The 15,411-nt window shown below is 49.5% G+C and carries 11 protein-coding genes and 2 pseudogenes; 5 read left to right on the top strand and 8 right to left on the bottom strand.

Annotated elements, in window-relative coordinates:
* From C7B16_RS25405 to C7B16_RS19760, 3 genes and pseudogenes are all read left to right on the top strand, one after another.
* The coding region (locus C7B16_RS25405; protein WP_236942156.1) for an RHS repeat-associated core domain-containing protein at positions 1-604 on the top strand (604 nt) is incomplete at its 5' end.
* Between the two features lie 44 nt (positions 605-648).
* Positions 649-1,185, top strand: a complete 537-nt coding sequence (locus tag C7B16_RS19770) for a hypothetical protein (RefSeq protein ID WP_107180022.1) — start codon at positions 649-651, stop codon at positions 1,183-1,185.
* A 481-nt stretch (positions 1,186-1,666) separates the two neighbouring features.
* Positions 1,667-2,293 (top strand): annotated as a pseudogene (locus C7B16_RS19760) (ISAs1 family transposase); the annotation flags it as partial.
* 29 nt (positions 2,294-2,322) lie between these two features.
* Here C7B16_RS19760 and C7B16_RS19755 read toward each other — a convergent pair.
* Together C7B16_RS19755 and C7B16_RS19750 are read right to left on the bottom strand one after the other, a co-directional pair.
* Positions 2,323-3,372, bottom strand: coding sequence for a membrane-associated sensor domain-containing protein (locus C7B16_RS19755; protein ID WP_107180023.1), 1,050 nt, complete (start codon positions 3,370-3,372; stop codon positions 2,323-2,325).
* Positions 3,373-3,474: 102 nt separating this feature from the next.
* Positions 3,475-5,483 (bottom strand): annotated as a pseudogene (locus tag C7B16_RS19750) (alkyl/aryl-sulfatase).
* 322 nt (positions 5,484-5,805) lie between these two features.
* Between C7B16_RS19750 and pptA the strand changes: the two are divergent.
* Entirely contained in the window at positions 5,806-6,033 is a 228-nt protein-coding gene (gene pptA / locus C7B16_RS19745; RefSeq protein ID WP_001120151.1) for a tautomerase PptA, read from the top strand.
* A 4-nt stretch (positions 6,034-6,037) separates the two neighbouring features.
* On the opposite strand, the gene C7B16_RS19740 is transcribed toward pptA, so the two are convergent.
* Positions 6,038-6,607, bottom strand: coding sequence for a flavin reductase family protein (locus C7B16_RS19740; RefSeq protein ID WP_000085920.1), 570 nt, complete (start codon positions 6,605-6,607; stop codon positions 6,038-6,040).
* A gap of 174 nt (positions 6,608-6,781) precedes the next feature.
* On the opposite strand from C7B16_RS19740, the gene nhoA reads away from it, so the two are divergent.
* Positions 6,782-7,627, top strand: coding sequence for an N-hydroxyarylamine O-acetyltransferase (gene nhoA / locus C7B16_RS19735; RefSeq protein WP_000187926.1), 846 nt, complete (start codon positions 6,782-6,784; stop codon positions 7,625-7,627).
* A 143-nt stretch (positions 7,628-7,770) separates the two neighbouring features.
* On the opposite strand, the gene C7B16_RS19730 is transcribed toward nhoA, so the two are convergent.
* From C7B16_RS19730 to narZ, 5 genes are all read right to left on the bottom strand, one after another.
* Positions 7,771-8,664 carry a PhzF family isomerase gene (locus C7B16_RS19730; protein WP_000804361.1) on the bottom strand — a complete coding sequence of 298 codons (894 nt, stop codon included), beginning with the start codon at positions 8,662-8,664 and terminating at the stop codon, positions 7,771-7,773.
* A gap of 80 nt (positions 8,665-8,744) precedes the next feature.
* Complete coding sequence (gene narI, locus C7B16_RS19725) at positions 8,745-9,425, bottom strand: respiratory nitrate reductase subunit gamma (RefSeq protein ID WP_000617141.1); 681 nt, start codon at positions 9,423-9,425, stop codon at positions 8,745-8,747.
* Positions 9,422-10,117, bottom strand: a complete 696-nt coding sequence (narW, locus tag C7B16_RS19720) for a nitrate reductase molybdenum cofactor assembly chaperone (RefSeq protein ID WP_001516391.1) — start codon at positions 10,115-10,117, stop codon at positions 9,422-9,424. Before narW ends, narI begins: the two co-directional genes overlap by 4 nt.
* Positions 10,117-11,661 (bottom strand): nitrate reductase subunit beta, encoded by a 1,545-nt coding sequence (gene narH / locus C7B16_RS19715; RefSeq protein WP_000702537.1) that lies wholly within the window; start codon positions 11,659-11,661, stop codon positions 10,117-10,119. The genes narW and narH overlap by 1 nt, the downstream gene beginning before the upstream one ends.
* On the bottom strand, positions 11,658-15,398 hold the full coding sequence (narZ, locus tag C7B16_RS19710) for a nitrate reductase Z subunit alpha (RefSeq protein ID WP_105268333.1): 3,741 nt from the start codon (positions 15,396-15,398) through the stop codon (positions 11,658-11,660). Before narZ ends, narH begins: the two co-directional genes overlap by 4 nt.
* Positions 15,399-15,411: the final 13 nt, after the last annotated feature.

Genomic DNA, 15,411 nt, shown 5'->3' with positions numbered 1-15,411 from the left:
GTGGGAGACGGGGTATCAGGTCTGGGGTAACACGATACAGGAGAAGGACCACGGCAGGGTGGAACAGAACCTGCGTTACCAGGGACAGTACCTCGACAGGGAAACGGGGCTGCACTACAATCTGCACCGTTACTATGATCCGGATGTCGGGCGGTTCATAGTAACGGACCCGATAGGGCTGGCGGGTGGGCTGAACTTGTATGCTTATGCGCCTAATCCAGTAAGTTGGATCGATCCTCTGGGTTTGAGTTGTTTGAAACCTGAAAATGGATATTTGAGGGGTAAAGCTCATGGTATAAAATGGACGCAAAATGACGCTTTAAAAAGAGCGGAAGATCAAGCCAGAAAAACAGGTAGGGCACCACTACCTCAAGGTAAATGGGGAAGTAAAAGAGATTTAAAATATGCAGGCGAAAAAGCAGCCACATTACAGCCAGGGGAAATGAAAGATTTTCCAATAAATTCAGATCATTCGTCAGTTGTATTTAATCCTGATGGAACAATTGATATCCCAGATAAAATTCGCGTTCGTAATAATGGCGATGGTACTTTTCACGGATTCCCAATAAACTCGAAAACCGCTGAGCCTATATATACTGATTAAATTTAAGACCTTTTTATTCTTGTTGAACGGGTGTTGGAGGTAATATGTTTTCAATAGAAGTATTAGATGACTTTGTATTGGGAGAAAAGGATGAGGAGGATATAAGTGTATCTGAAGCAATCGAATCTATATATGTTGAATATACGCATGATATTGTTTTAAATTGGAATGAACACATTACGCGCTTAGATCGGAAAGGTGATATTAGTGAAATGTATAATGACATTATTCGAATGTTAAACGCCTTAACGGATAGGAATAAAAAAATTTTTTCAGTTTCATTTTTATCAAGTACTTTTACAGCTATATGGGATTTTGTCATAGATGCTAATATGTTAAATATTAAAGCAAAGTGGATTACAGTTTCATTTTTAGATGATAGTAGTGGTGATAGTGATAATTTGTATTCATTGAATATACCTATTGATATTTTTATCAGTGAGTGGAATAAATTACTGCTAATATTAAGGAATGATCTTGTCAAATGTGGATACAATGAATCACTCGAGGGGTTTTCATATCTAAAAAATTTAAGTGATTTTAAAATACCCGACAGGCACGGTATGGGAAACTGTCCGTGATGATGAACGCAAAGAAGAAAAGTACCTAAAGGTGGAGTTGGAGTATGGATACGATCTGCTAGGGCGACGGACGGGGAAACGGCTGTACCGGTGGCATGATGAGGGCGAAGCGGAACCTGCCCCGGAAAGGGGGCGTTTTTTCTGGGACGGGATGCGGCTGTGCGGTGAAGACAGCCCGGGTAAGGTCATAGAGGTTCAGCGGTGACAGCTATGAGCCGCTGGCCAGGGGGGATCGTTTTACCCTGCAGGTGATTAAACCGCAGGACACGCGCCCGCCGAAAACCACGGTATATTACTACCACACGGTGCTGAACGCCTGCCGGAAGCAATGACCAGTCAGGGAAAGATCACGTAACGCAGCTTTTTTGTACTAAATAATTCGCACTAAATGTTCAATAATTAAGATATTCCTTATTACCTAAAGCTGTTTTTCATTGCTTATACATGATCAAATACTCCTTACATAATTAAGGAGAACAAAATGGAACTTAAAAAATTGATGGGACATATTTCTATTATCCCAGATTACAGACAAGCCTGGAAAGTGGAACATGAATTTTCTGATATTCTACTGTTGACTATTTGTGTCGTTATTTCTGGTGCAGAAGGTTGGGAAGATATAGAGGATTTTGGTGAAACGCATCTCGATTTTTTGAAGCAATATGGTGATTTTGAAAATGGTATTCCTGTTCACGATACTATTGCCAGAGTTGTATCCTGTATCAGTCCTGCAAAATTTCATGAGTGCTTTATTAACTGGATGCGTGACTGCCATTCTTCAGATGATAAAGACGTCATCGCAATTGATGGAAAAACGCTCTGGCACTCTTATGACAAGAGTCGGCGCAAGGGAGCGATTCATGTCATTAGTGCGTTCTCAATAATGCACAGTCTGGTCATCGGACAGATCAAGACGGATGAGAAATCTAATGAGATCACAGCTATCCCTGAACTTCTTAACATGTTGGATATTAAAGGAAAAATTATCATAACTGATGCGGTGGGGTGCCAGAAAGATATTGCAGAGAAGATACAAAAACAGGGAGGTGATTATTTATTCGCTGTAAAAGGAAACCAAGGGCGGCTAAATACAGCCTTTGAGGAAAAGGGAGCGTAATCTGACTTGTCTCCCAAAGCTTACAAAGCCCACCGGTTCCGCCCGCTTTCTTTCGCCCGGTACAGCGCAGCATCGGCATCTGCAACTATTTGTTCAGTCGTTTTGGCGGGAGCAGAGCAGGTGATCCCCTGGCTAACCGTAACAAACGCACTTACAGAAGATGCCTGATGGGCAATCGCTGCTAGTTTAAGTTCTTGCTTAATTCTGGCTGCTATCTTTTCGGCTTCCTGCAAGCAGGCATTAAAAAGAATAATGGCAAATTCTTCGCCACCATAACGAGCGACTATATCTTCGGGCTGGCGAATTGCGCGTTGCAGTACATCGGCAACTTGTATCAAACAACGATCGCCCGCCGGGTGTCCGTAAGTGTCGTTGTAGCGTTTAAAAAAATCGACATCCAGCATAATTAGGGCAAATGAGGCCTCTTGTTCTACTGCATCACCTAAAATACTATCCAGCGCCCGTCGGTTTGCCACTCCCGTTAAGGGATCGCGATGAGCCAATGCGTCGAGGCGATTAATTAGCAGGTTGTTGTATCTGTTTTGTTGCCATGCTTCTTCAAACCAACGTAATAAAATAAAACGTCCACCATAGAGAGCGAGAGAAAAAAGGCACCAGATAACAACGAAATGAATATTTAAATGATGATTGAGCATAAGACTGGCTAACGGAATGGTAAACCATAAGGGAATGATAAATGCGAGTAGTGATGGAGTATGAAAATACAATGCAACAATGGCGCTAAGCATTAATAATACACATAGCGGATAAGCAAAAGGTAGCGTCCAGTGTGCAATAAAATAAAAGCAACACCATGACCATAACAGGCTTAGAACGAACAATAACTGCTGAATATACAGTACGTTTTTGCGGGGGGGGGCCAATAAAAGGCCACTGATCAGCAGAATGCCAAATGATGAAATATCAATAGTATGTACAAGGTTTTCCTCATTAAACCATGAAGTCATATCCTCATTGAATAAAATGCTTCGCAGCAAAATCATCGATGAAAAACCGATGTTAATCAAGGCAAACCACGGCAGGCTAATCGACATTCCACGAATAACCATATCCTGTCGTTTTTTCCACGAATAATGAGAGTGTTTTCTTTTATCAAAAATCATTTCTTATAACCAGAAAAGGGCAGGAAGCCTGCCCAATTTATGCTGAACTTATGGCGTCACAATATTGAACCAGAATTCAAAATTATCCATATAGCCTAACGCCTAATAGACAATGGGCAGCAGGGGTCTATAATTTCGTTGAGTTTCTCTGCATTGCCACTGATTTTGACTTCGCCTTTATCTATCGCTTCTTTCAATGTCTCTTCCTTCAGAACGATTTTATTCAAGACATCGCGGGAGAGAGTGATTGTCGCGTCAGCATCAGATGCTTGCGTACCTGCAGTGTGATTGAGCACACCATTTTCAAGCTCTACTTTATAAGTGCCGCCATCTTCACCGAAATCAAAATTCAATACAGCTTTAGCGTCTGCTGCTTTCTCGCCATTAATGTGCACCGCAAGATAATCAAAGAACATTTCCGGCGTCATTGCGCGTACAGTGTCAGGGCTGGCAGTATTTGGCGTTGGCAGTTTTTGCACGCCGTTACGTAATTCCTGTGCGCCAGTAAGATAGAAATTACGCCACGGCCCGGATTCTGCCTGGTAGCCTAACTGTTCAAGCGCATCGGCTTCCAGATTTCTCGCAGCCTGGTTATTTGGATCGGCAAATACCACCTTGCTGACAACCTGGGCAACCCAGCGGAAATTACCCTGGTCATAATCCTGTTTGGCTTTTTGTAAAATGGCATCAGCACCGCCCATATATTCGACAAATTTCTTCGCAGCGTCTTCTGGCGGCAATTCATCAAGCGTTGCCGGGTTACCATCAAACCAACCGAGATAAAGCACATAAGTTGCTTTCACATCATGACTCACCGAACCGTAATACCCGCGATTCGCCCAGGTGTTAGCAAGTGAGGAGGGTAATTTAAAGTTTGCGGCGATCTCATCGCGGGTCTGCCCCTGATTCGCCATGCGCAGCGTTTGATCGTTGATGTAACGATACAAATCGCGTTGGGTTTTTAGCAGTTTAATGACGTTGTCATTGCCCCAGGTTGGCCAGTGATGCTGAGCGAGAATTATCTCCGCTTTATCACCCCACAAATTGAGTGCCTCGTTGATGTATTTGGACCAGGGAAGAGGTTGACGAATTTTGGCACCACGCAGTGAATAGGTGTTGTGGAGGGTGTGCGTGACATCTTCTGCAGTTTCGATCAGTTTCTTTTCTTCGATAAACCACAACATTTCAGAAGGTGCTTCGGAACCGGGCGCCATCAGAAAATCGTAGGTCAACCCATCGATCGTCTCTTTTTGCCCGGTTTTGGTGATGTAGTTGGTAGGGGCAATCAATGTAACTGTTCCTGCTGACGTTGTTGTTCCCAGCCCGGCTCCAACCTGGCCTTTAGCATCAGGTTTCAATAAGTTGCCGTACATATAACTGGCTCTTCGGCTCATCACATTGCCAGCCATAATATTTTCTGAAACGGCCTCCTCTAAAAAACCGGCTGGTGCATAAATTTTTGTTTTACCTGATTTAACGTCAGCTTCATCAACCACGCCGCGAACGCCACCGTAGTGATCGACATGGCTGTGCGTGTAGATAACTGCCACTACCGGTTTTTGACCACGATTTTTGTAATAAAGATCCATACCCACTTTGGCTGTTTCTGCAGAAACCAGTGGGTCAACGACGGTAATACCTTCTTTACCTTCGATGATGGTCATATTTGATAAATCGAGATTGCGAATTTGATAGACGCCGTCGGTTACTTCAAATAAACCACTGATATTTATCAGTTGCGCCTGACGCCATAAACTTGGGTTAACCGTATCAGGTGCTTTATCGCCTTCTTTTATAAAAGTATATTGCTGTGGATTCCAGATGACGTTCCCTTGTTCACCCTTAATCACCTCCTGAGGTATGGGGGCAATGAATCCTTTATGAGCATCAGTGAAATCGGTGTTATCGGAAAAGGGTAATTGACTATAAAGCGCATTATTCGCTTGTTGGGTGGCTGAGGTGGCCTCTTTTGGTGCTTCCGCGGCAATGAGAGGAAGTGAACTGGTGGTGAATAATCCCATGACTAGCAGACTTTTAGCAATATGATTAAGCTGCATCGCAAGTGTCTCCAGAAAGACTTTATAAAAGAAAGGATATTCCGAGCGAAAATTCTTAGAGAGGGCAAGAATAACTATAATTGGCATTAATAAATCAGCAAGCTGGATGTCGTGAATTTTCTTAATATGATAAGAAATAAAGAATAGATTCTGTATATTACAAGGCAGGTGTTTATTATTGTGGAAGCTAATAGTATATATGCGTTATTAAAATGGCGACGTAAATATCGCTATCTCTTTGCACATCATTTCGCATCAAAGAACACATGACGTTTTCGGCTTGTGCTAATTTTGCTGGCAGTCTTTAAAAAGGAGCATAACAATGCCACATATTGATATTAAGTGTTTTCCCCGTGAACTGGACGAGCAACAAAAAGCGGAACTGGCCGCGGAGATTACCGACGTCATTATTCGCCATCTGAACAGTAAAGAGAGTTCGATCAGCATCGCACTACAGCAGATCCAACCGGAAGCATGGCAAGCTGTCTGGGACAGCGAAATCGCGCCCCAGATGGCGACATTGATCAAAAAACCGGGTTACAGCATGTAGCGCGCTATCCTGCCGTGACGCGTTTACCGCTGGTAACGAAAGTGCCAGCGCCTAAATGGTGAAGGGTGTTGAGTTTATCATCATCAAATTGCCAGCGACCTTCGACAAATACCCGCGCGTCTGCCGCTGCCGACACAACTTCGCCAAATAGAGTATCGTATTTTTCTTGCGCAGAAGTCGCGGGCAGCAGGCGGCATTCCATCCACGCCAGACATTTCTCTTCGACCAACGGTAAACCCAGCACCGGACCTTTCACGACAGGAATGCCGTAACAGTTAAACTTATCTTCATCGCGCCCTGAAACGCTACCTACCGCCCAGGTCCAGTTAGTTGCCGCTACGCCGGGGATCACAATGCCAAACATGCCGCTACGTTCTATCAACTCCCGTGACCAGGTGGATTTATCCACCACAATTGCCACCCGCGGCGGCTCAAATTCTACAGGCATCGACCAGGCTGCGGCCATTACGTTTCGTAACTGGGACAGTTTATCGTGACTGGTAATCAAAATAGTCGGGCCGTGGTTTAACAGACGGCTGGCATGATGCAACTCGACGGGAATAAATCGGCTCACGGTATCGCCTCGCTATGAAGGGGGTTTTAAAAGCGTAGCTCGTAACGCAATAAGCAACGAAATTAACGGGATTGGCGATTTACGAACGTGATGGATGTCCACGAACGCACAAAATAGCCGGTGTTACGTCTAATCCAGGTTATAAGTTGATAAAACCACTTAGGGAAACGCCTGATGACGCCCATTCTGAATCACTATTTTGCCCGCATTAACTGGTCGGGAGCCGCTGCGGTCAACATCGACACGCTGCGCGCATTACACCTGAAACACAATTGCACCATTCCGTTTGAAAACCTCGACGTCTTGCTGCCGAGGGAAATGCAGTTGGATGATCAATCGCTGGAAGATAAGCTGGTCATCGCCCGTCGTGGTGGTTACTGCTTTGAGCAGAATGGCGTGTTTGAGCGGGTGTTACGCGAGTTAGGTTTCAACGTTCGTAGTCTGTTAGGACGCGTGGTGTTATCTAATCCACCATCGTTGCCGCCGCGCACGCACCGTTTGCTGTTGGTGGAGCTGGAAGATGAACGCTGGATTGCCGATGTCGGTTTTGGTGGGCAGACGTTAACCGCGCCGATTCGTTTAGTGCCTGACATCGTGCAAGCCACGCCGCACGGAGAGTATCGCCTGCGACAGGAAAATGACGACTGGATTTTGCAGTTTAATCATCATCAGCACTGGCAGTCGATGTACCGTTTTGATCTCTGTGAACAGCAGCAAAGCGATTATGTGATGGGCAACTTCTGGTCGGCGCACTGGCCGCAATCGCATTTTCGCCATCATTTGCTGATGTGCCGTCATTTGCCAGATGGCGGCAAGCTGACGTTGACCAATTTCCATTTTACCCGTTATGAAAATGGTCACGTAGCAGAGCAGCAGAATTTGCCAGATGTAGCGTCGTTATATGCCGTGATGCAGGAGCAGTTTGGTCTGGGCGTGGATGATGCAAAACATGGTTTCACTGAGGATGAGCTGGCGCAGGTGATGGCAGCATTTGATACGCATCCGGAGGCAGGTAAATAGTTTGTGTCAGAGTGCCGGATGCGGCGTAAACGTCTTATCCGGCCTACATTAGCCAACAGATTCAATAAATTATGATGCGGTTGTAGGCCTGATAAGCGAAGCACATCAGGCAATTTGTTTTTCTGCCATTTATGGCAACGGTTTTAAAGATCAATTGCCCACTCGGCATGAAATAAAATCACCGCCGTACCAGAAATAGTCACTTTCTCCGGCTGGTTATCGCGAATTGTCACCGTCACATCAATCACTCCATCACGACCCAATGCGCGCCCCTGATGGCCTTTAACACGCAATACATTGCCATCGTGGGGTAACACGTTGTGATGCACCAGCCATGCGCCCATCGGGCCGTTGGCATTGCCGGTAACCGGATCTTCCACAATGCCAATTGCAGGCGAGAACATGCGTCCATCGGTTTCATTTTTACCAGGGCGGATCTGGAAGGGGAAAAAACCATTACAGCCAATCTGTTTACTGATGGCAGTCAGCGCAGCAAGGTCTGGTGAAAGGGCATCGATATCCACTTCCGGCTTCAACGGGATCATCACTTTTGAGTGTCCGGTAGTCGCCACCTGGATCGGCAAACCGGGCAGAATGTCGTCTTCAGTTAGATGAAGCGCGTTGATAATCGCCGCACGTGTTTCGCCTTCCAGCGGTGGCTCAAAGCCAGGGGAACCTTGTTCCAGCGAAATACGATAATCATCGTTATGTTTTTCGATAGTCACGCGGTGCTTTCCCGCCAGTGACGTTTGCCAGACGGTGCAATTCCCCAAACCTGATACCTTCGAACGCACATAGTGCGCCGCCACGGTCGCGTGACCGCAAATCGGCACTTCAACCGTTGGCGTAAAGTAGCGAATGCGCACATCGCTGTCGTCGCTGTGCAGCAGAAAAGCGGTTTCAGAATGGCCTAATTCGCGGGCGATAAGCTGCATTTGCGCTTCGCTGAGATCATCGGCAGGGAAAACAACACCGGCAGAATTGCCGCGAAACGGTTGAGAGGTAAAAGCATCGACGTGGTAAACCTGCGGTTTCATTAACGTTCTCCTGTGGCTGGAGAACTAGCATAGCCTGCAAGTGGCCGGAGAGCGAAGGGCTAATCCGGCCAACGTGAGAATCAACGCCGCGAGCGCACAATCTGATACCGACGGGTAAAGTACTCAAACGGCGCACTCCACACATGCACCAGTCGGGTGAACGGGAAGAGCAGGAAGATGGTCATTCCTAACACCAGATGAACGCGGAAGATATAAGCCACACCATCAAGATGCGTCGATGCACCGCCCTGGAAAGTGACGATGCTTTGCGCCCAGCCCACCAGCTTCATCATTTCGCTGCCGTCCGGATGTTGTGCTGAAAAGGGAATGGTGGTTAACCCCAGAATGCACTGAATTAACAAAATGGCGAGGATCAGGATATCCGCACCAGAAGACGTCGCCCTGATACGCGGATTCGTTAAACGGCGTACCAGCAACCCCGCTCCGCCAATCAGTGTCAGCACACCGCAAATACCACCGAGGATCATCGCCATCTGCTGTTTTACCGCCACTGGCAGAAACCATGCGTACATCCAGTGTGGCGTTAGCATGCCAAACAAATGGCCGAAGAAGATCCCCAGAATGCCGATATGGAACAAGTTCGACCACAGCACCATTCCACGTTTATCCAACATCTGGCTGGAGGAGGCACGCCAGGTGTACTGTCCGTAATCGTAGCGCAGCCAGCTTCCGAGGATAAAAACCGTGCCACACAAGTACGGGTAGATATCGTAAAAAAAGACGTTCAGATACTGAATCATTTCCCACCTCCCGCACTGATGTCGACATACTGCGGTGCGACATCCTGGCTAAAGCGTCGCTGATATTGATTAAGCGGCGAGCTGTCACACGCCGTGGCGTTATCTTCAATAAACTTCACCTGTTCCTCTTCCCACACTGCATCCAGCGCCTGACGGGTGTCGTCGCGCTCCTCGCTGCGTATCTGTTTTGTGACACTGTCACTTGAAAGAGTGCTTCCCGCCAGATGCAGCAGGGCGTCAAACAACGGATACCACGGTGCCTCGCGTTGTTTTAAGCGTCCGCCAAGCAGGGCGAGGATTGGCGCAACGTTGAGCAAACCTTCTTTAGCCTGGTCATCCGGCAGCACACTTAAATACTCCAGATACAGCGGCAGATAATCAGGCAGCTCGCGACAATTTAGTTGCAGGCCGACTTTTTCATACTCCGCCAGCAGATCTACCATTGCCTGACCGCGATCGCGGGACTCGGCATGAACATGCTCGAATAGCAGCAGAGAAGTGGTACGTCCACGGTCAAACACTTCACACCATTCAGCCTGTTTATCCAACAGCGGTGTATTGAGCAGGTCGCAGGTGAAATCGGTGAGCATCGGCGCGTTACGGCGAATCAGCGCCAGTGCGTCGTCTTTGTTCTCCCATAGCAGCTCGTCCGGATACTCCATCAACAAGCCGATCACTTTGAGGATTTGCATTATTCCCCCTCCGCTTTATTGCGTACTTCGGTAATGTCGATGGCATCGATCCGGCTACTGTTGAACAGGTTGAATTTGGTATCAGAGCCGTGGCAACCGTCGCCAAAGGTAAAGCCACAGCCGTTACGCTCTCCAAACGCATCACCCGCCATTTCCCGATGACTGGTTGGGATGACAAACCGATCTTCATAGTTGGCGATAGCGAGATAGCGATACATATCTTCGACCTGGGCGACGCTCAAACCCACTTCGTCAATTGCGCGGGTATCAGTTACGCCTTCTACGGTTTGCGAACGCATATAGTGCCGCATCGCCATCATCCGTTTCAGTGCCCGTAGTACAGGGCCGGTATCACCCGCACTTAACATATTGGCGAGGTATTGCACCGGAATACGCAGGCTTTCGATGGCCGGCAGCACGCCTTCGCTTTTGGGCAGTCCGCCCGCGTCGGCGTAAGACTGAATGGGTGACAGCGGTGGCACATACCAGACCATCGGCAGGGTGCGATATTCAGGGTGCAGCGGCAGCGCCAGTTTCCAGTCCATTGCCATTTTGTAAACCGGCGAACGCTGGGCGGCGTCAATCACGTTGTGTGGGATACCTTGCTTCAGGGCTTCTTCGATCACCGAGGGATCGTGCGGATCGAGGAACACTTCGCACTGGCGCTCATAGAGATCAACTTCACGTTCCGTGCTCGCCGCTTCTTCGATGCGGTCGGCGTCGTAGAGCAGCACACCAAGATATCGAATGCGACCTACGCAGGTCTCGGAGCAGACCGTTGGCTGTCCGGACTCAATTCGCGGATAACAGAAGATGCATTTTTCTGACTTGCCGCTTTTCCAGTTAAAGTAGATTTTTTTGTACGGACAACCGCTGATGCATAAGCGCCAGCCACGACATTTGTCCTGGTCGATCAGCACAATGCCGTCTTCTTCGCGTTTATAGATAGCGCCGCTGGGGCAGGTCGCCACACAGCTTGGGTTAAGGCAGTGTTCGCACAAGCGCGGCAAATACATCATGAAGGTATTTTCAAACTGACCGTACATCTCCTTTTGCATGGCGTCGAAGTTGCGGTCGCGGGCGCGTTTTTCGAACTCTCCGCCCAGCAGTTCTTCCCAGTTTGGCCCCCAGATCACTTTGTCCATCCGTTTGCCGTCGATCAGCGAACGTGGACGCGCAGTGGGAATGTGTTTACCTTCCGGCGCGCTATGCAAATGTTCATAGTCGAAGGTAAAAGGTTCGTAGTAGTCGTCGATCTGCGGTATCACCGGATTGGCAAAGATTTTGGTTATCACGCCCATTTTGCTGCCCAGCCGCGGGCGGATCTTGCCATTGACATCGCGAACCCAGCCGCCTTGCCACTCTTCCTGATCTTCCCAGTTTTTTGGGTAACCAATGCCCGGTTTGGTTTCGACGTTATTAAACCACGCGTACTCCATACCCTCGCGTCCAGTCCAGACGTTTTTACAGGTCACCGAACAGGTGTGACAGCCGATACATTTATCGAGGTTAAGCACCATGCCGACTTGCGAACGTATTTTCATTTTTTCGCCTCCTGTACCTGATCGCGACCTTCATCATCCAGCCAGTTCACGTTCTTCATCTTGCGGATCATGATGAACTCGTCGCGGTTCGAGCCGACGGTGCCGTAGTAGTTAAAGCCCCAGGCCAGTTGCGCGTAACCGCCAATCATATGCGTCGGTTTCGGACAAACGCGGGTGACCGAGTTGTGAATACCGCCGCGCATTCCGGTCACTTCCGAGCCGGGGATATTCATAATCCGTTCCTGAGCGTGATACATCATGGTCATGCCCGGCGGTACACGCTGGCTGACTACCGCGCGGGCAGTCAGCGCACCGTTGGCGTTAAAGACCTCCACCCAGTCGTTATCAACAATAGTCAGTTCACGGGCATCGGTTTCGCTGATCCAGACAATCGGTCCACCGCGTGAGAGCGTCAGCATCAACAGGTTTTCACTATAAGTGGAGTGAATGCCCCATTTCTGATGCGGTGTCAGGAAGTTAAGGGCTTTTTCCGGAAAGCCGTTTGGTGGGATCTGGCGCATTTCGCTAACGCTACGGGTGTCGATAGGTGGGCGATAAGCCACCAGACTTTCGCCAAAGGCACGCATCCACGGGTGATCCTGATAGAGCTGCTGACGGCCAGACAACGTGCGCCACGGAATTAACTCGTGAACGTTGGTGTATCCCGCATTGTAGGAGACGTGATCGCTTTCCAGGCCAGACCAGGTCGGGCTGGAGATGATTTTACGCGGCTGCGCCTGAATATCGCGGAAGCGAATCTTTTCATCTTCTTTATGCCGCGCCAGATGAGTATGTTCGCGTCCGGTGATCTCACCCAGCGCCTGCCAGGCTTTTACCGCAACATGGCCGTTGGTTTCCGGTGCCAGCGCCAGAATCACTTCCGATGCATCAATGGCGGTATCAATCAGCGGACGCCCCTGAGCCGGGCCATCGCGTTTGGTGTAATTGAGTTTGCCGAGGAAATCGATTTCATCCTGGGTATTCCATGAAATACCTTTACCACCGTTGCCGAGTTTGTCCATCAACGGCCCCAGTGAGGTAAAGCGTTCGTAGGTAGCAGGGTAGTCGCGCTCCACCGCCACAATATTAGGCGCAGTCTTGCCGGGGATCAGATCGCATTCACCTTTGCGCCAGTCGAGCACTTCGCACGGTTGGGATAGCTCTGCCGGAGAGTCGTGTAACAATGGCTGAAGTACCACGTCAGTTTCTTTGCCGAGATGGCCCACGCACACCTGCGAGAACGCTTTGGCGATACCCTTGTAGATTTCCCAGTCGCTGCGTGATTCCCAGGCGGGATCGACCGCCGCAGAAAGTGGATGAATAAACGGATGCATATCCGAGGTATTCATATCGTCTTTCTCATACCACGTGGCGGTAGGCAGGACGATATCGGAAAACAGGCAGGTGCTGGACATACGGAAATCGAGCGTTACCAGCAGGTCGAGCTTTCCCTCTATCGCGGCGGTTTGCCACTCTACTTCTTCCGGTTGAATTCCCTCCGTCGGCCCAAGTTCTTGCCCCTGAATGCCACTTTCCGTACCCAGCAGATATTTCTGCATATACTCGTGACCCTTGCCGGAGGAGCCAAGCAGGTTAGAGCGCCAGACAAACAGGTTACGCGGATGATTGCTGCCGTTGTCCGGCTGTTCGCAGGCCATGCGTAACTCGCCTGACTTCAACGCCTGAGCGGTAAATTCGGCGGGTGATAATCCGGCCTTATCGGCTTCGGCTTTCAGCCCGAGCGGGTTACGCCCCAGTTGCGGCGCGGAAGGTAGCCAACCCATGCGCTCAGCGCGAACGTTGAAATCAATCAGATGACCGCTGTATTTACTGGCATCGGCCAGCGGTGAGAGCAGTTCCTGGGCGGTGACTTTTTCATAGCGCCATTGGCTGGAGTGATTGTAGAAAAACGAAGTGCTGTTCATCTGGCGCGGTGGCCGGTTCCAGTCCAGCGCAAATGCCAGCGGCAGCCAGCCGGTTTGCGGGCGCAGTTTTTCCTGACCAACGTAATGCGCCCAGCCGCCGCCGCTTTGCCCGACACAACCGCAGAAAATCAACATATTGATCATCCCACGGTAGTTCATATCCATGTGATACCAGTGGTTGACGCCAGCACCGAGGATAATCATCGAGCGCCCGTGGGTTTTATGGGCGGTATCGGCAAATTCACGGGCGATGGTTTCAATATACTGGCGCGGTACACCGGTAATTTGCTCACCCCAGGCCGGGGTGTAGGCTTTGATTTCATCGTAATCTTTCGCGCTGTTTTCGTCCTCCAGCCCGCGATCGAGGCCGTAGTTTGCCAGCACCAGATCATAAACGCTGACGACCGGACAGGTGTTGCCATCGGCTAATGTCAGGTTTTTAACAGGTAACTGACGCACCAGGACGGGTTCGTGTTTTACGCTGCGAAAATGCGGATTTTCAATGCCGCCAAAGTAGGGGAAAGCCACGCCAGCGACAGCGTCGTGTTGGCCGAGCAGGGTTAATGACAAATCGGTTTCTGCACCTGCGGCAATGGATTCCAGATTCCATTTGCCTTTTTCGCCCCAGCGAAAGCCAATCGAACCGTTGGGCACGACCAGTTCACCTGCGGTATTAAATGCCACAGTTTTCCACTGCGGGTTATTGCTTTCACCCAGTCCATCCACCAGATCGGACGCGCGAATCATTCGTCCGGGAACGTAGCTGCCATCGTCACGCGGTTCCAGCATCACCAGCATCGGCATATCGCTGTAGCGGCGGCAGTAGTTGATAAAGTAATCGCTGGGATTATCGAGATGAAACTCTTTTAAAATCACATGCCCCATCGCCATCGCCAGCGCGCTATCGGTGCCTTGCTTCGGAGCCAGCCACTGGTCGCACAGTTTCGCCACCTCCGAGTAGTCAGGAGTAATGGCGATAGTTTTGGTGCCTTTGTAGCGTACTTCAGTAAAGAAGTGGGCGTCTGGCGTGCGTGTCTGCGGTACGTTAGACCCCCAGGCGATGATATAGCTGGAGTTATACCAGTCGGCAGATTCAGGGACGTCGGTTTGCTCGCCCCAGGTCATCGGTGAGGCGGGTGGCAGGTCGCAATACCAGTCATAGAAACTTAAGCAGGTGCCGCCGAGTAGTGACAGATAGCGTGTTCCTGCGGCGTAAGAGACCATCGACATTGCCGGAATCGGAGAGAATCCGGCAACACGATCCGGCCCGTAAGTTTTGATAGTCCAGACGTTAGCAGCGGCAATCAGTTGATTCAGCTCCTGCCAGTTAGAGCGGATAAACCCGCCGCGTCCGCGCACCTGTTTGTAGCTTAAGCACTTTTGCGGGTCATGCATAATCGATTCCCACGCCAGCACCGGATCGCTGTGCTGTTTAAGTGCTTCGCGCCACAATTCGATTAACCGCTTACGAATTAGTGGGTATTTCAGGCGGTTGGCGCTGTAGAGATACCATGAGTAGCTTGCGCCGCGTGGGCAGCCGCGGGGTTCATGATTGGGCAGGTCAGGGCGGGTACGCGGGTAGTCGGTCTGCTGGATTTCCCACGTTACCAGGCCGTTTTTGACATAGATTTTCCAGCTACAGGAGCCAGTACAGTTAACGCCGTGGGTGGAGCGCACGATTTTGTCGAATTGCCAACGTTGTCGATAGCTGTCCTCCCAGTCGCGGTTGCTATGCATCACCTGTCCGTGGCCATCGGCAAAGGTTTCGCCCTTTTGTTTGAAGTAGCGAAAGCGATCCAAAAGTTTACTCATGACATGACTCCTG

Source organism: Escherichia sp. 20412-1 (genome assembly GCF_003027595.1).
Taxonomy (GTDB): Bacteria; Pseudomonadota; Gammaproteobacteria; order Enterobacterales; family Enterobacteriaceae; genus Escherichia; species Escherichia marmotae.
This window is presented reverse-complemented; position numbering and strand designations above follow the sequence as displayed.